Here is an 18,833-nt window from a genome sequence, read left to right on the forward strand (position 1 = left end):
TCAAACTCTCCATAAAAAATGATTGCCACAACCCACCGGAAAAAGGCAGAGAAGCAGCGAGTTCGAACTGACCAAAAGGATGCCAAAACTGGCAATCCATAACGCCAACCCCCGGAAGGAGTTGGACTTGATCCAAAGGAATCTCACCCAACCAAACAAATGGTCAGGACGAGGTAATTTGGCATTTGACAAGTGCACGCTGTTGAGTTCTCAAGGATCAGACGCTCCCCCAACCAGCCTCACGACCAGCCCGAAGGGCAACCTCATAATCTTATCCATCTCGTTCCGTCTGTCAAATCGACGCGCCGGATCGTGAAGATCCTCGGCGGCGATCGATGACCGCGGTCCACGAGGTGGATTCCCCATCCTAGACCGCAACGGTCACAGTCTCAATGGACTGAGTGGAAGGGGATCGTTCTCCGCTTGAGGGGGGAAGGCTCTGGGCCTCTCCGCATCCCTGTGGGGCGAACAAGTAATACGTTACGTGGGGGTCTCGCGAGCTGGCAAATCCTGCGTGCAGCCCGGGCGTGTCGCACCCTGGGAGGCCCGGAATTCCGCGGCTCAGCGCGTCGGGCGCCGAGACTGCACGACGACGCACAGCGCGATGGTCAGCATCCCCCAGACTGCGCACGCCGGCGGCAGCACGCGGTACGCGAGGTGCGCGACGGTGAACTCCGCATCCAGTGGGCCGAGCGCAATCAGTCCGAACAGCCACGCCCCGATGAGCACGACAGGCAGCGAGACCCACCACCCCCACCGCCCCCATGCGGGGAGCGTGCGGGGCACCGCCGGTGCGGCATCCGTCCGCACGAGCCGAAGCACCGCCCAGATTCCGATGATCGCGAGGCCGAGCACGCTCGATCCGTGCTGTAGCCACTTGTAGCCGAGGAGTGGACCCCATTGCTCGGCGAGCGCGGGAATCATCGCAATGCCCCACCGGCCCTCATGCGTGAACAGGTCCCACACGATGTGGCTCACGACCCCGATGACGAGCGAGACGAGGAGCAGCAGCATCCCGCTCCATGACACCGTCCAGCGCTGCCGCCGACCGCGCTCGCGCATGGCCGAGATCGCGAGCGTGTCGCGCGTCGCACCCAGCGCGCCACGGTCCCACTCCCCCGGCAGGCGCCGCGCGAGCCAGTCGGGCGAGAGCTCGCGAACCACGGGACGCAGCACCGCGCGCCACACCAGGAGCAGCACGAGCGCGAGCAGCACGGTCGCCGGAAGCCACACCAGGTCGTGCGTTCGCCCGTAGTGCAGTGGAAGACCGCGCACGAACAGCGGCAGATCCGGCGCCATCGCACCGATCGCGATGGCCGCCGGCACCAGCGGCGTGCGGATGAACGGCAGCGCGACGACCGCGTGACTGGGCGTGAACGGCATGCCGTGTGCCGGGGCCTCAGCCGGTGACGAACACGCCCGCGAGCGTCTTCTTCCCGCGACGCAGCACCGACACACCGCCCGGAAGCGACCCGGTGACCGGCGCGGATTCGTCGTCGACTTTCGCGCCGTCGAGCGAGACGCCGCCCTGGGCGATCGCACGGCGACCCTCCGACAGACTCGCGACGAGTCCGGTCTCGACCAGCGCCTGGACGACGCCCGTGCCGGTGACCACCGACGCGTTCGGCAGCTCCTCGAGAGCGTTGCGCAGGGTTTCCGCGTCGAGCGCTGCCAGATCGCCCTGCCCGAAGAGCGCTTCAGAGGCGGCGATCACAGCATCCGCGGCATCCGTCCCGTGGACGAACGCCGTCACCTCGTGCGCGAGGCGCTTCTGGGCCGCGCGCCGGAACGGCTCGTCGGCGACGAGGCGCTCGTACTCCTCGATGTCGGCACGCGAGAGGAACGTGAAGATCTTGAGCCGCGGGATGACATCGGCGTCGTCGGTGTTGAGCCAGAACTGGTACATCCGGTACGGACTGCACATCGCGGCGTCGAGCCAGATGGCGTTGCCCTCGCTCTTGCCGAACTTCGTGCCGTCGCTGTTCGTGATCAGCGGCGTGCCGATCGCGTGGACGTGCGCGCCCTCGACGCGATGGATGAGATCGGTGCCGCTGGTGAGGTTGCCCCACTGGTCGCTGCCGCCGGTCTGCAGCACGCAGCCGTACTGCCGGTACAGCTCGAGGTAATCAAGGCCCTGCAGGATCTGGTAGCTGAACTCTGTGTAGCTGATGCCCGCGTCGGAGTTCAGACGCGCGGCGACCGCGTCCTTCTTGAGCATCGTGCCGACGCGGTAGTGCTTCCCGATCTCGCGGAGGAAGTCGATGGCGCTGAGCGGCGCGGTCCAATCGAGGTTGTTGACGATGCGCGCGGCGTTCTCGCCCTCGAAGCTGAGGAACCGCTCGACCTGCGAGCGCAGGTAGCCGACCCATTCGGCCACCGTCTCCTTCGTGTTGAGCGTGCGCTCGGCCGACGGCCGCGGATCGCCCACGAGTCCGGTCGATCCCCCCACGAGCCCGAGCGGCTTGTGACCGGCCAGCTGCATCCGGCGCATCGTCAGCAGCTGCACGAGGTTCCCCAGATGCAGGCTCGGCGCCGTCGGGTCGAACCCGCAGTAGTACGTGATCGGGTCGCCTGCGAGCAGGTCGCGCAGCGCCTCCTGGTCGGTGGACACGTGGACGAGTCCGCGCCAGACGAGTTCATCCCAGACGTTCTCGAACGTCGGATCGTTGGCGGGCGCGGTCGCGCTCAGGGCAGAAGACACGCGTTCGAGCGTATCAGCGGGGTTCGGGCGCGACGGCGAGCGGTAGCGTCAGATCGTCGCGAACGACCACCACACGAGGAACGCCGCGGCGAGGGCGATCACCCAGCTCACGAGGCTGCCGACGAGGAAGTACTCGGCCCGGTTGCCGAGCTCGCCGTCGCGCGAGATCTCGGGGAACCGCACGATGCCCTTCGCCGCGAGCACAGCCGCGAGGAGCGTGTAGATGCCCGCGAGGGTGAGTGCGAACACGACGATCCGCTCGAGCGGTCCGATGAGGCGTCCGCCCTTCAGGATCGGCGCAGCGAGGGGCTGCGTGACAGGCGCTGCGGTTGCCGCGCCGTGGTCGGGGGCGCCCTCGATGGAGTCTTCGATGACGGATGCCGCCAGCTGCGGCATCTCGACCGTGAGCGCCGCTCGCACCACGACGTTGCCGGACTCGAGCAGGAAGAGCACCGCACCGATCGCGAGCAGCGTGTGATCGACGGTCAGATCGCCGACCGGCGAGGGCAGCAGCCAGACGTCGCCGATGATCCCGGCATCCGCGCGCGCGCCGAGCGTCGCCGCGAACACGCCGCAGATGACGGCGACGGCGACGGCCGGCCAGAGCCCGGCCCGCGCCGGCGCGTCGGTCGGGAAGAGCCAGACCCATGCCCCCGTGACCGCGATGGCCAGCAGCGCCGCGAGCCACGCGCCGGCGAGCGCCCCGAGCGCGAAGACGAAAAGGGCGAGCAGTGCGTAGCCGATGGCCCGGTGCGCAGGCCGCAGGTACTGTCGCGCGATGTCGGCGACCCCGATGGCGACGAGGATCAGCGCGGCGACGATCATGCCGGCGCTCCCGGGACGAGGGCGAAGTAGCCCTCGACGACGGCCGCAGCGCCCGCCGCGGCGAGCGCCTGCGACACGGCAGGCTGGGAGATGCCCTCGGCCGCCGCGAGCTCTCGCTGCGGCACACGGCGGCACCGGCCGTAGGTGAGTCGCCGCGTGCGGTCGGTCATCGCGCCGACCACCTCATCGCGAGCAAGCAGGTACGCGTTCGCGAGTCGGGCGGCGTGGTGCATGTGGCCATCTTCCTCGGGGGCGGCGACCACCCACGTGCGCGCGCTCGGCGCGGCGCGCTGCTGCTTGGCGTGAACGGCGTCGATCGCCTCGCGCGCGGCCCACCAGCCCGGCCCTTCGTGGATGTCGCCCGCGGCGGTGGCGACACTGCCGACGGGCCCGATCCCGATGCCGAATCGGCACTCGATGCCGTCGGGGAGCGCGAGCTGCAGCAGCAGCAGGGAGGCGAGAGCGGAGTCGAGGGAGGAGTACACCGCCTGCTGCTCATCGCCGACGATCGGCCGCATCGGCACCGTCGCGACGGGCAGATCGCGCTCGACCCGTGCGATCGCGGTGTCCAGCTCGCGCTGAGCGGCTTCCCTGTCGGGAAGTCTCCGCGAACCGACGATGTCAGCGATCACAGCGATGGCCATGACATAAGCGTATCACTTATGCGGCATTCTTATAAGAATTTCGCTTATTCAATCGATCAATAAGCGCATCGCTTATGCTTGCGGACTATAACCGGAGAGCGTGGGCGGCGGCCTGGACGCGCTCGATGAGCTCCACCCGCTGCTCCGCCACACGCACGGGGGCCGTGCCGCCCACTCCCGTGCGGCTCGCGACGGAACCCTCGATGGTGAGCACCTCGCGGACATCCGGAGTGAGGTGCGTGGAGACAGACGCCAGCAGCTCGTCCGTGACCTCGTCCAACTCGATCCCCCGCTGCTCGCACACGCGCACGAGGTGGCCCGAGATCTCGTGCGCGTCGCGGAAGGGCACGCCGCGCTTGACGAGCCACTCGGCCACGTCGGTCGCGAGCGAGAATCCCTGCGGCGCGAGCTCTGCCATCCGATCGGTGTCGAAGCGCAGTGTCGCCACCATCCCCGCGAACGCGGGAAGGACGACCTCAAGAGTGCGCACCGAGTCGAAGACAGGCTCCTTGTCCTCCTGCAGATCGCGGTTGTACGCGAGCGGAAGCGCCTTGAGGGTCGCCAGCAGACCGGTCAGGTTCCCGATGAGCCGGCCGGCCTTGCCGCGCGCGAGCTCGGCGATGTCGGGGTTCTTCTTCTGGGGCATGATGCTCGAGCCGGTCGAAAAGCCGTCGTCGAGGCGCACGAAGCCGAACTCGCGTGTGTTCCAGAGGATGATCTCCTCGGCGAAGCGCGAGAGGTCGATGCCGATCATCGCCGTGATGAACGCGAACTCGGCGACGACATCTCGCGCCGCGGTGCCGTCGAGAGAATTCTCGGCCGGGCGATCGAGGCCGAGCTCGCGCGCGACCAGCTGCGGGTCGAGGCCGAGCGTGGATCCGGCGAGCGCTCCCCCGCCGTAGGGCGAGACCGCGGCGCGCACAGACCAGTCGCGCAAGCGCTCGAGGTCGCGCACGAGCGGCCAGCCGTGCGCCTGCAGATGATGGGCGAGGAGCACCGGCTGCGCATGCTGCAGGTGCGTGCGGCCGGGCATGATCGCCGCGGGATGCGCCTCGGCCTGTGCGACGATCGCGTCGACGAGCCGCAGGATCTCGCGCGCGATCGTGCGCGAGTGATCCAGCAGGTACATCCGCACGAGGGTGGCGATCTGGTCGTTCCGACTGCGCCCGGCGCGCAGCTTGCCGCCGAGTTCGGTCCCGACCTCGGCGATGAGCGCCTGTTCGAGAGCGCCGTGCACGTCTTCGTCGGACGGCGACGGACGGAGCGTCCCCGCGGTGATCCCCTGCGCGAGGACGTCGAGCCCCGCGCGCATCGCCGCCGCCTCGTCGGACGTGAGGTACCCGGCTGCGGCGAGCGCGGTGGTGTGGGCATGCGAGCCGGCGATGTCGTACAGCGCCAGATCCCAGTCGAAGTGGGTCGAGCGGCTGAGCTCGGCGAGCTCGGGCGACGGCCCCGTCGCGAAGCGGGCGCCCCACAGCGCGCCCTCGTTGGTCCCGTCACCCTTGCTGTCGCTCACCGCACCAGCCTAGCGACGGGGCGAGGAGTCGCCGACTGCGCGGTCGGACTCGAGCGCGCTGGGAACGATCAGCCGTGCCACGCGGTCGACCGCCCACTCGAGCGGACCGCGGCCGATCAGCAGCGCCCACGCCGTGCACAGCACGAGGGTCGCGAGGACGAACGGCCAGAACGGCTCGAGGTCGCGGAACCCGGTGAGGTCGCCCGTGCGGCCGAGCACCTCGAGCGCGATGAGCGCCCACACCACGAGCTGCGCCGTGTACGCGGTGAGCGGCATCGCTCCGACGGCGCGCAGCGGCAGCACGATCCACACGACGACCGAACGGCAGACGAGCATGCTCGCACCGATCACCGCCAGAGCGAATCCGCCCGATCCGATCACCTCGAGCAGACCACTGGAATGCGGGGCGGACGTCCAGGCCGCCGACCAGAGCGACGAGGGCTCGGATGCCGGGGCAGCAGCATCCGATCCCCCCGCCGAGTAGCCGACGAAGGCGAGCGCAGAGCCTGCGCCCAGCATCCAGAGCTGCACCGAGAGGCGCCGCACCCCCGCGCGCGCGACCCCGAGACCGGCGACGACGAAGGCGATCCACGTCGTGAACGGATAGTGCCATCCGATGGCCAGCGACAGATCGCCACCCGCGCGCGTGCCCCACACCGGCAGGTCGTCGAGCATCACCTGCAGGATCGGCATGACGATCGCGAGCGCAGCCGCGAGCGGCAGCAGCACGCGCGCACGGAGTCCGGTGAGCGGGATGGCGAGGAGGAAGAGGATCGCGTACGCGGGGAGGATGACGTAGACCGGCACGCCGGTGAGGATCAGCAGGATGCCGAGCAGCCATAGGAGTCCGGCGCGCACCCCCAGCCGCCACCGCGCGGTCGCCATGGCGTCCCACTGCAACGGAGTGCGTCCACCGGTGACGATTCCGATCGAGACGCCTGCCAGAGTCGCGAACAGGATCGACGACCGCCCATCGACGACGGCGATCCAGGTCGCCTGGTCGGACCAGTCGAAGTCCTCGCGGATCCACAGCAGATGCGCGGCGAACATCCCGAGCACCGCGAGCCCACGGGCGAGATCCACGCCCGCGATGCGCTGGGGTCCGTTCAGGCGCTCCCAGCGCGTCGCGAGCCGCGAACGTCGGTTCGTCAGTCCTGCCGAAGCAGCCATACCAGCAGCGCCTTCTGGGCGTGCAGGCGATTCTCGGCCTCATCCCACACGACGCTCTGCGGACCGTCGATGACCTCGGCCTCGACCTCGTACCCGCGGTCTGCGGGAAGGCAGTGGATGAAGATCGCGTCATCCTTCGCGAGCGACATGAGATCGCGCGTCACCTTGTACGCGCCGAGATCACGCAGGCGCGCGAGCTTCTCCTCTTCCTTGCCCATCGACACCCACGTGTCGGTCACGATGACGTCGGCACCTGCCGCAGCCTCGTTCGGGTCGGTGTAGAGCGCGACGGAGCCGCCGGTCTCGGCGGCGCGGCGGTCGGCATCGGCGATGAGGTCGTCGCGGGGGGCGTACTCCTCCGGCGAGGCGACGCGCACGTGCATGCCCGCCGTGACGCACGCGAGAACATAGGAGTGGGCCATGTTCGACATGCCGTCGCCGAAGAACGCCAGCGTGAGGCCGGCGAGGTCGCCCTTGTGCTCCTTGATCGTGAGCAGATCCGCAAGCAGCTGGCACGGGTGGAAGTCGTCGCTCAGGGCGTTGACAACCGGCACGCGGGTGCCGCGCGCCATCTCCTCGAGGCCTGCCTGCGCATACGTGCGCCACACGATCGCGGCGACCTGACGCTCGAGCACGCGCGCCGTGTCGGCGGGAGTCTCCTTGCCGCCGAGCTGGCTGTTCGCCGTCGAGATGATCAGCGGCGAACCGCCGAGGTCGGCGATGCCGACCGCGAACGACACGCGCGTGCGGGTCGAGGACTTGTCGAAGATGACCGCGACCGTCTGCGGCCCTTCGAGCGTCTTGAGCTTCCAGCGATCCTTCTTCAGGGCCAGCGCGAGATCGAGGATCTCGTCCTGCTCGGCCTGGGTCAGATCGTCGTCGCGCAGCAGATGGCGGGTCACGCGGGAACCTCCGTCGTCGGGGTGGATGAGTGCTCGTCGAGCAGCAGCGCATCGGCGACGGTGTGCAGGCTCGCCGTGAAGAGTGCGATGAACTCGTCGATCTCGACGTCGCCGATCGTGAGAGCGGGAACGAGGCGGATCGTGTCGTCGTTCGGCGCGTTGATGATGAGGCCGTGCACCTGCGCGGCGGCGACGACGGCCTTGGCGACCGGGTGCGCGAGGGCGATGCCGATCAGGAGACCCCGGCCGCGGCATCCGCTGATCAGGGGTGAGCCGATACCGAGGATCGCCGCGCGCAGCTGGTCGCCTCGCTCCGCGGCGTTTCGGACGAGGTCGGCACGCTCGATCTCGCCGAGGACGGCGCCGGCGACGGCCGTGCCGAGCGCATTGCCCCCGAACGTCGACCCGTGAGTGCCCGGATAGAACAGCTCGCTCGCCTCGCCGAAGGTGATGAGCGCGCCGATCGGGAATCCGCCGCCGATGCCCTTTGCGACCGTGATCGCATCCGGCGTGATCCCGGCGTGCTGGAAGGCGAACCACTCGCCGGTGCGACCCGCACCGGTCTGGATCTCGTCGATGATGAGCAGCACACCGTGGCGCCGTGTGATCTCGCGCGCCGCCTCGAGGTAGCCCTCGGGGAGGTCGATGACGCCGGCCTCGCCCTTGACGGGTTCGACGAAGAGAGCGGCCACGCGATCGTCGATCGCCGCCTCGAGCGCCTCGATCGTCGAGTCGATGAACTCGACGCCGGGGGTCATCGGCAGGAAGGGCTGCTGCATGTAGGGCTTGCCGGTGAGGGCGAGCGTTCCCATCGTGCGCCCGTGGAACGCATCGGTGAGGGCCAGGATCCGCGGCCGCCCGGCGCTGCTCTCGGTGGCAGCGCCGTGCAGTCGCGCGAGCTTGAAGGCCGCCTCGTTGGCCTCGGCGCCGGAGTTGCCGAAGTACACCCGGCCTGACTCCCCCGTGCCCGCGAGGCGCTTCAGCTGCGCCGCGAGCTCGAGCTGCGGCGGTGTGGCGAAGTAGTTCGACACGTGCGACAGGGTCGCGGCCTGGGTCGCGATCGCGTTCACGAACACCGGGTGCGCGTGCCCCAGGGAGTTCACCGCGATCCCGGCGAGGAAGTCGAGGTAGCGCTTGCCGTCGGCATCCCATACGTACGCGCCCTCGCCGCGCACGAACATCGCCATCCGGTCGCCGAAGCTCTTCACGAGGTCGCGCCCCGCATCGTCCTGCCATGTCATCCGAGCACCACCTCTGTTCCGATTCCCTTACTGGTGAAGATCTCCACGAGCACCGAGTGCGGCACCCGCCCGTCGATGATCGCGGCCGTCTCGACGCCGCCTTCGACGGCCTCGAGGCACGCCTGCATCTTCGGGATCATGCCCGATTCGAGCTTCGGCAGCATCGCGCGCAACTCGGTGGACGTCAGGTGCGAGACGAGCGAGTCGCGGTTCGGCCAGTCGGCGTAGAGACCGGCGACGTCGGTGAGGACGACGAGCTTCGCGGCGCCGAGGGCGGTGGCGAGGGCGGATGCCGCGGCATCCGCATTCACGTTGAGCGAGTGTCCCGGGTGGTCGAGGTCGGGCGCGATCGACGAGACGACCGGGATACGACCGGCGGCGATCTGGTCGAGGACCGGCTGCGGATCGACCTCGACGACGTCGCCGACGCGGCCGAGATCGTGCTCGACACCCTCGATGACGACGCCGCGGCGGCGGCCGCCGAAGAGGCCGGCATCCTCACCGCTGAGGCCCGTCGCGTGCGGACCGTGCGCATTGATCTTCGCCACCAGTTGAGGGTTGATCTGACCGGTGAGCACCATCCGCACGACGCTGATCGCCTCGGTGCTGGTGACCCGGTACCCGCCCTTGAACTCGCTCGGGATCGCGAGCCGGTCGAGCATCGACGAGATCTGCGGCCCGCCGCCGTGGACGACCACGGGCTTGACCCCGACGTAGCGGAGGTAGGCGATGTCGGCGGCGAACGCGTCCTGCAGTTCGTCCGAGACCATGGCGTTGCCGCCGTACTTGATCACCACGATCTGATCGCTGAACCGGCGCAGCCACGGCAGCGACTCGATGAGCGTGACGGCCTTGTGGCTCGCCTCGGCGGGATCGGTGTCCTGGATGTCGGTCATGAGGAGTAGGCGCTGTTCTCGTGGACGTAGTCGTGTGTGAGGTCGTTGGTGAGGATCGTCGCCGTCGCGGCGCCGACCTTCAGATCGATCACGAGGTCGGTGGCGCGCGGGGTGAGGTCGACGTCCTCACGCGGGGCGTCGGGGCCGCCCTGCGTGCACACGCGCACCCCGTTCATCCAGACGTCGACGTCGTACGGGTCGAAGGCGGCATCGGTCGTGCCGATCGCGGCGAGCACCCGGCCCCAGTTCGGGTCGTTGCCGAAGATCGCGGCCTTGAAGAGGTTGTTGCGGGCGACCGAGCGGCCGACCTCGACGGCGTCCTCCTCGGACGCGGCATTTCGGACCTCGATCGTGATGTCGTGGCTCGCGCCTTCGGCGTCGCCCTGCAGCTGGCGGGCGAGGTCGGCGCTCACCTCGGCGAGAGCGGCGGCGAACTCGTCCGGGTCTGGCGCGATGCCCGAGGCGCCGCTGACCATGAGGGTCACCTGGTCGTTCGTCGACATGCAGCCGTCGGAGTCGAGCCGGTCGAACGTGCGCCCGGTCGCGGCGCGCAGCGCCGCGTCGGCCTGGGTGGCATCCAGTACGGCGTCGGTGGTGATGACGACGAGCATCGTGGCAAGGCCCGGCGCCAGCATCCCGGCGCCCTTCGCCATGCCGCCGATCGACCAGCCGTCGCGTGCGACGTGGGAGCGCTTGGCCTTCGAATCCGTCGTCATGATGGCCTCGGATGCCACGACCCCGCCCTCGGGATCGAGAGCGGCGATCGCCTGCTCGGTGCCCGCGAGCACCTTCGCGCGGAACACCTCGTCGCCGGTCCCGATGAGCCCCGTCGAGCAGATCAGCACGTCACCCGCGCTGACGCCGAGGAGATCGGCCGCCTTCTCGGCGGTCTGGTGGGTCGTCTGGAACCCGAAGGCCCCCGTGAAGCAGTTCGCCCCGCCGGAGTTGAGCACGATCGCCTCCACGACGCCGTCCTGGATCGCCTGCTGAGACCAGATGATCGGGTTCGCCTTCGCGCGGTTGGACGTGAAGACCGCGGCGCCGACCTTGAGCGGCCCCCGGTTGACGACGACCGCCACATCGGGCTTGCCGCTCGACTTCAGTCCGACCGCGACACCGGCGGCCTCGAATCCCTGGGGTGCGGTGACGCTCATGGCGCAACTCCGTTCACACTCAGCGCGATGCCCTCGGAAAGGCCCAGCGCGATGTTCATGGACTGGATCGCGGCGCCCGCCGTCCCCTTGACGAGGTTGTCGACAGCGGTGACGACGACGACCCGGTTCGCGGCGCGATCGATCGCCAGCCCCATGAGCGCGGTGTTGGCGCCCACGACGTCGGCGGTGCGGGGGAACTCCCCCGCCGGCAGCAGCTGGACGAAGGTCTCGTCGGCGTAGGCCGCCTCCCAGGCGGCGCGGATCTCGGCATCCGTCACGCCATCGGCGATGGGGGCCGTGGACGTCGCGAGGATGCCGCGGGCCATGGGCACGAGGACGGGTGTGAAGGAGATGCGGATGCCGTCGGCGGGTGCTCCGGCGTGCGCGAGAGCCTGGCGGATCTCGGGGATGTGCCGGTGCGAGCCGCCGACCGCGTACGGATTGGCGCTGCCGAGGATCTCGCTCGCGAGCAGGTTGGTCTTGAGGCTCTTTCCCGCACCGGAAGGCCCGACCGCGAGGACCGTGACGATGTCGGACGGGTCGATGACGCCCGCCGCGACGCCCGGCGCGAGGCTGAGGCTGACGGTCGACGCGTTGCAGCCGGGCGCCGCGATGCGGGTCGCGCCGACGAGGTTCGCGCGCTGCTTGCCGGCGCCCGTGCCGATCAGGAGTTCGGGGACGCCGTACGTCCACGGGGTGTGGAAGGCGCCGCCGTAGAACGCGTCCCACGCGGCCCCGGATTCGAGCCGGTGGTCGGCGCCGGCGTCGATCACGAGCGGCGTATCACCCAGCGCGTCGGTGTATTGGCCGGATTGGCCGTGCGGCAGCGCGAGGAAGACGATGTCGTGCCCCGCGAGCACCTCGGGCGTCGTGTCGGAGAGCGTCAGGTGCGCGAGCGAACGCAGATGAGGTTGATGCTGGATGAGCGGCTGTCCCGCGTTCGAATGCGCGGTGACGGTGCGGATCTCGACGTCGGGATGTGCGGCGAGGATCCTCAAGATCTCGCCGCCCGCATAGCCGGATGCGCCGGAGACGGCGACCGAATATGTCATGGATTCCACCTTAGGGTCTGGGGGTCGGGAGCCGGAGACGGCGACGCCCGCAGAGTCCATGACAGGACCGCACGCAGGGTCGCCTAGAGTCGGCGGCCGTCCAGACGTCGGCGCGCGGGAGCGAGGCTCGTAACGAGCGTCGCGGATCCCTGGGTCGCCGAAGGCATGGGCCGACGATAGCGGCCGGGTCGCGGCATCCGCAAATCGAGGGATGGGCGGATGCCGGGCGGTGTTCTCTCGGGTTTGGGGCGCCCCGCGTGCTCGACACGCCGTAGGGGGCGGCGTGTCGAGCACGGATCGCGCCCCGAACCGGAAAGGGGGCGGATGCCGAGGTCAGGTGAGCTCGGCGATGAGAGCCAGTTCGTCCTCACGTGAGAGGCCGGCGCGGCGGTCGCGGTCGAGGCCGCGCTCGCGCTCGTCGGAGAGAGTGCGCTCGAGCGTCTCGCGCAAGGGTCGCAGCACGCCGCCGGCCGCGCGGAACCGGTCGTTGCGGTGCGTCATGAACCCCGGCATGTCGGCCGGGAGCCACAGCGGCAGCGAACGCGGCCCCGCCCAGTGGGCGACTTCATGCTCGACCAGCCAGTCGTCGGCGGCCACCACTGTCGCGCCGGTGTGCCCGGCTGCCTCGCGGGCGAGGTCGAGCACGTCTTGGAGTGGGATCACGTCGCCGATCGCGTTTGCGGTTCCCATCCATCCGCGCTGGGCTGCCGCGACGACGAAGTCCACGAGATCGTCGACGTCGATGACCTCGGCGAGACGGGCGTCGGCATCCGGAACCAACACCGGACCTTCCCCAGCGAGCGCGAAGCGCGACACCCAATAGCCGAAGCGGTCGGTCGGGTCGCCCGGGCCGACGATGAGCCCGGGACGGACGATTGCGGCGCGATCCCCCAGCGCCGCACGGACGGCTTCCTCACACGCGACCTTGTCGCGGCCGTAGTCGGGCTCGTCGCCCGGAGCCGTCGGGATGAGCAGCTCAGCCGACTCGTCGGGGCCGATCTCATCCGAGCGCGCGTAGACCGACAGGCTCGAGAGGTAGGTCCAGTGCCGCGCCGCGCCGGCCAGTGCGCCGACGGCCGACACGACGTGCGCGGGGCGCGACGAGATGTCGACGACTTCGTCCCAGTCTCGCGACGCGAGCGGATCTAGTGCGCCTGTGTCGTCGCGATCGGCGATGACCAGCTCGGCACCGACAGGACCCGGGCGCCCGCCGCGGGCGACACAGGTCACCGATGCTCCCGCGTCGAGCCACGCGCGCGCGATGCGTCCGCTCAGCCAGCCCGTTCCGCCCAGGATCAGCACATCCGTCATGGCGGAGATTCCACCAGATGCGTCGCGTCGCGGCATCCGATTCCGCCGTCGGCGCAACCAAGGTGGAGGCGCCGGCCTGACCCGGGGTTCGGGGCGCCGTACGCGCACGACACGCCGACCCGTCCGGCGCGCCGTGCACCGAACGCGCCCTAATCCCGGCGGGCTACTCCCGGATCGTCGCGCCGAAGCGCTCGGCGGCGACGGCCACTCCGGCGAGCTTCGCCCCGGTCGCTTCCGCGGCCGTGAGCGTGCGGTCGTCGGCGCGGAAGCGCAGTGCGAAGGTCAGGCTCTTGGTGCCGTCGGGCAGCCCCTGACCGCGATAGTCGTCGACCAGCCGCAGCGACTCGAGCAGCTCCCCCGCACCCGAGACGAGGGCCGCGCGCACCTCGGCCGCCGGCACATCGGCGGCGACGACGAGCGATACGTCCTGCGTCGCCGCCGGATAGCCCGACAGCGTCTCGGCCACCACGTTGCCGCCCGCGAGTGAGATCACGAGGTCGAGATCGAGCTCGGCCACGATGACGCGACCCGGAAGATCGGATGCCGCGGCCACCGCCGGCAGCACCTCGCCGACGTAGCCGACCTCGGTGCCCGCGACCGAGAGCGTGCCGGTGCGTCCGGGATGCAGCGCTGCGCGCTCGGCCTGGACGACGTCGATCGATACTCCGGCCGCGGCGGCGATCGTCCGGACCGCTCCGAGAGCGTCGGCGAGGTCGGCCGCGACAGCCGCCTGACCGGGCTGTTTCGGGACGCTGTTCCCGGCGAGCAGCACCGCGACGTGCCGGTGCTGCGGCGGGATCGACGCATCGAGGGCCGCCAGAGTCGCGGCATCCGGCCGAACGGCGCCCGGCGGGACGCTCGCCGTGCCGTACACGACGCCCGCCGCGGGCAGGAAGACGGCGCCGGTCTCGAACAGCGCGAGGTCGGTGAACCCGCGCGAGACGTTGCGGTGCGCGATCTGCAGCAGTCCCGGGATCAGCGAGCGGCGCAGGAACGGCGCCTGGCCGTCGAGCGGGTTGGCGAGCTTCACGCTCGGCAGGTGCTCGCCCGACGCCGAGCCGTGGAGGTCGTTGGCCTCTTCGGTCGTGAACGGGAACGACGGCGTCTCGACGAAGCCGGCCGCGGCGAGCGCGTTGCCCACGCGGCGCCGGCCCTGCTGGGCCACGGTGAGCCCGCGACCCGACGGCGGCAGCGGCAGCACCGAGGGGATGCGGTCGTAGCCCTCGATGCGGGCGACTTCTTCGGCGAGCGTCCACTTGTCGGTGAGGTCGGGGCGCCACGACGGCGGCAGCACCGCCCAGCCGCCGACGGCCTCGGCGACCTCGCACCCGATCGTCTCGAGCGCGGCGACGATCTCGACGGCCGTGTAGTCGACGCCGATCAGTCCGTCGGTGAAGCCGCCCGGAAGCAGGATCGCGTCGGTGGAGATCTCGGCGAAGAGCGCCCCGCCGAAGCCCCGGTCGAGCGTTCCGCCCGCGTATTCGACCATGAGCTCGGCCACGCGCAGCGCCGCGACGAACGGGATCCCGGGGTCGACGCCGCGCTCGAAGCGCCGCGACGCCTCGGAGGGCAGCTTGTGGCGTCGCGCGGTGCGCGCGATCGAGACGGTGTCGAAGGTCGCGGCCTCGATGAGGACGTTCCGCGTCGTGCCGCTCATCTCGGTCGTGCCGCCGCCCATGACGCCGGCGAGGCCGATGGGGCCGGACTCGTCGGTGATCAGCAGATCCTCGACGTGCAGCGCCCGCACCTTGCCGTCGAGCGTCTCGATGCTCTCCCCCGGCGTCGCGCGGCGCACGGTGATGCCGCCGGTGAGCTTGTCGAGGTCGTAGCCGTGGATCGGCTGGCCGAGTTCGATCATCACGTAGTTGGTGATGTCGATGAGGATGCCGAGCGAGCGGATGCCGGCGAGCGTGAGGCGCGCGACCATCCACGCCGGCGTCGGCTTGGTGGGGTCCACGTCGCGCACGACACGCGCGACGAACTCGCTGGCGCCGACGCGTCCTCGGATCGGCGCGACGTCGTCGACGGCCACCGCGAATCCGCTGCCGGGCTCGAGGTCGTCGGTGGTGCGCAGCGCGGGGTCGCGGAACGCGGCGCCCGTGGCGTGCGAGTACTCGCGCGCGACGCCGCGGATCGACAGCGCGTAGCCGCGGTCGGGCGTCACGTTGATGTCGACCGCGACGTCGTCGAGACCGAGGAGCGCGATGGCGTCGGTGCCGACGGGTGCGTCGATGCCGAGTTCGACGAGGCGAAGGATGCCGGAGTGCTCGTCGCCGAGGCCGAGTTCCTTCGCCGAGGCGATCATTCCGTCGGACACGTGGCCGTAGGTCTTCCGCGCCGCGATCGGGAACGGGCCGGGGAGCACGGCTCCCGGAAGCGTCACCACGACCTTGTCGCCGACGAAGAAGTTGCGGGCGCCGCAGACGACCCCGTGCACGGCTGGGCCACCGTCGGCGGCAACCTCGGACCCGGGCGCGACACGCACCTGGCACCAGCGGATCGTCTTGCCGTTGGACTGGGGCTCTTCGACGAAGTCGACGACCTCGCCGACGACGATGGGGCCCTGCAGCTCGAAGCGGAAGACGTCCTCCTCCTCGAACCCGACGCGCACGAGCGCCGCCAGGACGTCTTCGGGTGCGGCATCCGCCGGCACATCGACGAATTCACGCAACCACGACAGCGGGACGCGCATCAGACCACCATTCCGAACTGCTCGCTGAAGCGCACATCGCCCTCGGCCATGTCGCGCATGTCCTGCACGTCGCTGCGGAACATCAGCGTCCGCTCCACGCCCATGCCGAAGGCGAAGCCCGAGTACTCCTCGGGGTCGATCCCGGCCGCGCGCAGCACGTTCGGGTTGATCATTCCGCAGCCGCCCCACTCGATCCAGCGCGCCCCGCCCGCGAAGGTCGGGTGCCACAGGTCGAGCTCGGCCGACGGCTCGGTGAAGGGGAAGTAGTTGGCGCGGAATCGCGTCTTGGCCTCGGGGCCGAACAGCACCTTCGCGGCGTGGTCGAGCGTGCCCTTGAGATGGGCCATCGTGATGCCCTTGTCGACGACGATGCCCTCGAACTGCGTGAAGGCCGGCAGGTGGGTCGCGTCGAATTCGTCGGTGCGATAGGCCCGCCCCGGGCACAGCACGTAGAGCGGCACCTCGCGCTCGAGCATCGAGCGCACCTGGACGGGGCTCGTGTGCGTGCGCATGACGAGGTGGCGGTCGACAGGCTCGATGAAGAACGTGTCCTGCATCTGGCGCGCCGGGTGGTCTTCGTCGAAGTTCAGGGCGTCGAAGTTGTACCACTCGTGCTCGAGCTCGGGCCCCTCGGCGATCTCCCATCCCATCCCGACGAAGATCTGCGCGATCTCCTCCTGGAGAAGCGAGATCGGATGCCGCGCGCCGACGCGCCCGCGGGGCGCGACCGCTGTGATGTCGATGCGCTCGGCCTCGAGCTTCGCAGCGGTCTCGGCCGCGGCGAGCTCTTCCTCGCGCGCCGCGAGCGCCTGGTTCACCCGCCCGCGAGCCTGACCCACGAGCTTGCCGAACGCGGCCTTGTCGGCCGGAGCGACGTCGCGCATGCGGGCGTTCAGGCGCGCCAGCGCCGATCCCTCGGCGGTGTGGGCGGACCGGGCGGCCTTCAGCGCGGCGGTGTCGCCGGCCGCGGCGATGGCGGCGAGCGCTGCGTCGACGGCGGCATCCACCGCCTCGGGGCTGATGTCGGGGTTCTCAGGAGCGTCGGACACGAGAGACGAGTCTACCGACGAGCGGATGCCGCACCCGCCGCGCAGAGACCTGACGCCCCGCCGCGCCTACTGGCCGTGGCCGTCGTACTTGCCGAGTCCCCTGCTCGCTGCGATGCGGTCGGCCACGGCCTCTGCCTCGAGGAGTGCCGCCGGGTTCGTCGGATCGGTGACCTTGCCGCGACCCTTGCCGCCGCCGTAGCCCGAAGCCGTGCGGCGTGAGAGCCAGCGCGCGAACCACGACAGGGTGAGGTTGATCGCGAGATAGATGACGAGGGTCACCACGAACAGCGAGAACAGGTACCGGTTGCCGTAGAACGAGCCGAGGTTGTTGATGTTGGTGCGGATGATCTCGTTGTAGCCGACGATGAATCCGAGCGACGTGTCCTTCAGCAGCACGACGAGCTGCGCGACGATGATCGGCAGCATCTGGCGGAACGCCTGCGGGAACTCCACCAGCATCTTCGATTGGAACTCGCGCATGCCGACCGACAGCGCAGCTTCCCGCTGTCCGCGCGGGAGCGAGGCCAGCCCGGCTCGCAGGGCCTCGCCGATGAGCGCGCCGTTGTACAGCACGAGCGCGATGACCACGGCCCAGAAGGCCCCGGTCGATGCCACCAGCAGGATGAAGAGCATCATCAGCAGCACGGGCATGCCGCGGAGGAATTCGAGCAGCCATGCCGTCGGCACGCGCACCCATGCGATCAGCGAGCTGCGCAGCAGCGAGAACGCGATGCCGAGGAGGATCGCACCGACTGCGGCGACGGCCGCAGCCTGCAGCGTCGCGACGACGCCGCGGCCGATCGCGCCCCACACCTCGGGGTCGGTGAAGATGTTCCAGCGGCTCGGGTCGAACATGCCCGGCAGGGTGATCCCGCCGGACTCGCGCGGCGCCGCCAGTGTCATGATCACCCAGGCGATGCCCGCGAGGATCACGACACCGGCGATGATCGACGCGATCAGCGAGACCCTGCGCGCCCGGGGTCCGGGGGCGTCGAACAGCACACTCGCGCCGGTCATCGCTTCACCACGTACTTCCGCTCGAGCGCCCCGGCGGCGATGCCGAGCGGGACGGTGATGACGAGGTACAGACCGGCGGCGGTCAGCAGGATCGGGATCACCATGTTGCCGTTGTCGTTGGCGAGCTGGCGCGTGACGCCGAACAGTTCGAGCACGAAGAAGCCTCCGGCCACCGAGGTGTTCTTCGTCAGCGCGATGAAGACGTTGATGAGGGGCGGGATGGTCATGCGGAACGCCTGCGGCAGCACCACGAGCGACACCGTCTGCCCGAAGCCGAGCCCGATCGAGCGGGCTGCCTCGGCCTGCCCGACGGGCACGCCGTTGATGCCGGAGCGGAGGGCCTCCGCCACGAAGGGCGACGTGTAATACGTCAGCGCGATGAAGGCGAGGATGATGAACGGCATCCGGACGCCGAGCATCGGCATCACGAACGTCGTGAAGATGAAGACGAGGGTGAGCGGGGTGTTGCGCGCGATCTCGGTCCAGAAGGCCGCGAATGTCCGGAGCGCCGCCACGGGCGAGATCCGCATCGCCGCGATCACGGTGCCGAGCACGAGTGCCATGACACCCGAGACGGCCAGCAGCAGCAGCGTCACCCGGAAGCCCTCCAGGAACGTCGGCCACAACGACAGGTACTGCTCCACGACGCCTCCTCTCTCATCC

Annotated in this window: 16 protein-coding genes; all 16 read right to left on the minus strand. The window is 69.9% G+C overall.

Annotation, left to right across the window (positions count from 1 at the left end; all coding sequences use genetic code 11):
• Positions 1-561: 561 nt before the first annotated feature.
• The 16 genes from FFS15_RS16710 to FFS15_RS16785 all read right to left on the minus strand — a co-directional run bounded on the left by FFS15_RS16710 (position 562) and on the right by FFS15_RS16785 (position 18,814).
• Positions 562-1,383, minus strand: coding sequence for a DUF4184 family protein (locus FFS15_RS16710; protein ID WP_137846182.1), 822 nt, complete (start codon positions 1,381-1,383; stop codon positions 562-564).
• 16 nt (positions 1,384-1,399) lie between these two features.
• Positions 1,400-2,701 (minus strand): tyrosine--tRNA ligase, encoded by a 1,302-nt coding sequence (gene tyrS, locus FFS15_RS16715; protein ID WP_137846183.1) that lies wholly within the window; start codon positions 2,699-2,701, stop codon positions 1,400-1,402.
• A 48-nt stretch (positions 2,702-2,749) separates the two neighbouring features.
• Positions 2,750-3,526 carry a hypothetical protein gene (locus FFS15_RS16720; protein ID WP_137846184.1) on the minus strand — a complete coding sequence of 259 codons (777 nt, stop codon included), beginning with the start codon at positions 3,524-3,526 and terminating at the stop codon, positions 2,750-2,752.
• Positions 3,523-4,170, minus strand: a complete 648-nt coding sequence (locus tag FFS15_RS16725) for a SatD family protein (protein WP_137846185.1) — start codon at positions 4,168-4,170, stop codon at positions 3,523-3,525. Before FFS15_RS16725 ends, FFS15_RS16720 begins: the two co-directional genes overlap by 4 nt.
• Positions 4,171-4,255: 85 nt before the next feature.
• Positions 4,256-5,686 (minus strand): argininosuccinate lyase, encoded by a 1,431-nt coding sequence (argH, locus tag FFS15_RS16730; RefSeq protein ID WP_137846186.1) that lies wholly within the window; start codon positions 5,684-5,686, stop codon positions 4,256-4,258.
• A gap of 9 nt (positions 5,687-5,695) precedes the next feature.
• The gene (locus FFS15_RS16735) at positions 5,696-6,856 is read right to left on the minus strand and encodes a heparan-alpha-glucosaminide N-acetyltransferase domain-containing protein (protein ID WP_137846187.1); all 1,161 of its coding nucleotides are present in this window, start codon (positions 6,854-6,856) and stop codon (positions 5,696-5,698) included.
• Positions 6,835-7,758, minus strand: coding sequence for an ornithine carbamoyltransferase (gene argF, locus FFS15_RS16740; RefSeq protein WP_137846188.1), 924 nt, complete (start codon positions 7,756-7,758; stop codon positions 6,835-6,837). The genes FFS15_RS16735 and argF overlap by 22 nt, the downstream gene beginning before the upstream one ends.
• Positions 7,755-8,999, minus strand: a complete 1,245-nt coding sequence (locus FFS15_RS16745; protein WP_137846189.1) for an acetylornithine transaminase — start codon at positions 8,997-8,999, stop codon at positions 7,755-7,757. Before FFS15_RS16745 ends, argF begins: the two co-directional genes overlap by 4 nt.
• The gene (gene argB, locus FFS15_RS16750) at positions 8,996-9,895 is read right to left on the minus strand and encodes an acetylglutamate kinase (RefSeq protein ID WP_137846190.1); all 900 of its coding nucleotides are present in this window, start codon (positions 9,893-9,895) and stop codon (positions 8,996-8,998) included. Before argB ends, FFS15_RS16745 begins: the two co-directional genes overlap by 4 nt.
• Positions 9,892-11,049 carry a bifunctional glutamate N-acetyltransferase/amino-acid acetyltransferase ArgJ gene (argJ, locus tag FFS15_RS16755; protein WP_137846191.1) on the minus strand — a complete coding sequence of 386 codons (1,158 nt, stop codon included), beginning with the start codon at positions 11,047-11,049 and terminating at the stop codon, positions 9,892-9,894. The genes argB and argJ overlap by 4 nt, the downstream gene beginning before the upstream one ends.
• On the minus strand, positions 11,046-12,101 hold the full coding sequence (gene argC / locus FFS15_RS16760) for an N-acetyl-gamma-glutamyl-phosphate reductase (protein WP_137846192.1): 1,056 nt from the start codon (positions 12,099-12,101) through the stop codon (positions 11,046-11,048). The genes argJ and argC overlap by 4 nt, the downstream gene beginning before the upstream one ends.
• 333 nt (positions 12,102-12,434) lie before the next feature.
• Positions 12,435-13,412: an NAD-dependent epimerase/dehydratase family protein gene (locus FFS15_RS16765; RefSeq protein WP_137846193.1), complete on the minus strand. Its 978-nt coding sequence runs from the start codon at positions 13,410-13,412 to the stop codon at positions 12,435-12,437.
• A 163-nt stretch (positions 13,413-13,575) separates the two neighbouring features.
• Positions 13,576-16,104 carry a phenylalanine--tRNA ligase subunit beta gene (pheT, locus tag FFS15_RS16770; protein WP_137846194.1) on the minus strand — a complete coding sequence of 843 codons (2,529 nt, stop codon included), beginning with the start codon at positions 16,102-16,104 and terminating at the stop codon, positions 13,576-13,578.
• A complete protein-coding gene (gene pheS / locus FFS15_RS16775) occupies positions 16,104-17,153 on the minus strand; it encodes a phenylalanine--tRNA ligase subunit alpha (RefSeq protein WP_137846195.1) in 1,050 nt (349 codons plus the stop codon). The genes pheT and pheS overlap by 1 nt, the downstream gene beginning before the upstream one ends.
• A gap of 66 nt (positions 17,154-17,219) precedes the next feature.
• Positions 17,220-18,170 carry an ABC transporter permease subunit gene (locus FFS15_RS16780; protein ID WP_137846196.1) on the minus strand — a complete coding sequence of 317 codons (951 nt, stop codon included), beginning with the start codon at positions 18,168-18,170 and terminating at the stop codon, positions 17,220-17,222.
• A complete protein-coding gene (locus FFS15_RS16785; protein ID WP_137846197.1) occupies positions 18,167-18,814 on the minus strand; it encodes an amino acid ABC transporter permease in 648 nt (215 codons plus the stop codon). Before FFS15_RS16785 ends, FFS15_RS16780 begins: the two co-directional genes overlap by 4 nt.
• Positions 18,815-18,833: the final 19 nt, after the last annotated feature.

This window comes from Microbacterium sp. 2FI, from assembly GCF_005502885.1.
Lineage (GTDB): Bacteria > Actinomycetota > Actinomycetes > Actinomycetales > Microbacteriaceae > Microbacterium.

Excerpts from the sequence above, each read along its gene's own strand:
- FFS15_RS16710 (WP_137846182.1), bottom strand. The coding sequence starts at position 1,383 with ATGCCGTTCACGCCCAGTCACGCGGTCGTCGCGCTGCCGTTCATCCGC.
- FFS15_RS16720 (WP_137846184.1), bottom strand. The coding sequence starts at position 3,526 with ATGATCGTCGCCGCGCTGATCCTCGTCGCCATCGGGGTCGCCGACATC.
- FFS15_RS16725 (WP_137846185.1), bottom strand. The coding sequence starts at position 4,170 with ATGGCCATCGCTGTGATCGCTGACATCGTCGGTTCGCGGAGACTTCCC.
- FFS15_RS16735 (WP_137846187.1), bottom strand. The coding sequence starts at position 6,856 with ATGGCTGCTTCGGCAGGACTGACGAACCGACGTTCGCGGCTCGCGACG.
- FFS15_RS16745 (WP_137846189.1), bottom strand. The coding sequence starts at position 8,999 with ATGACATGGCAGGACGATGCGGGGCGCGACCTCGTGAAGAGCTTCGGC.
- argB (WP_137846190.1), bottom strand. The coding sequence starts at position 9,895 with ATGACCGACATCCAGGACACCGATCCCGCCGAGGCGAGCCACAAGGCC.
- argJ (WP_137846191.1), bottom strand. The coding sequence starts at position 11,049 with ATGAGCGTCACCGCACCCCAGGGATTCGAGGCCGCCGGTGTCGCGGTC.
- argC (WP_137846192.1), bottom strand. The coding sequence starts at position 12,101 with ATGACATATTCGGTCGCCGTCTCCGGCGCATCCGGCTATGCGGGCGGC.
- FFS15_RS16765 (WP_137846193.1), bottom strand. The coding sequence starts at position 13,412 with ATGACGGATGTGCTGATCCTGGGCGGAACGGGCTGGCTGAGCGGACGC.
- pheT (WP_137846194.1), bottom strand. The coding sequence starts at position 16,104 with ATGCGCGTCCCGCTGTCGTGGTTGCGTGAATTCGTCGATGTGCCGGCG.
- FFS15_RS16780 (WP_137846196.1), bottom strand. The coding sequence starts at position 18,170 with ATGACCGGCGCGAGTGTGCTGTTCGACGCCCCCGGACCCCGGGCGCGC.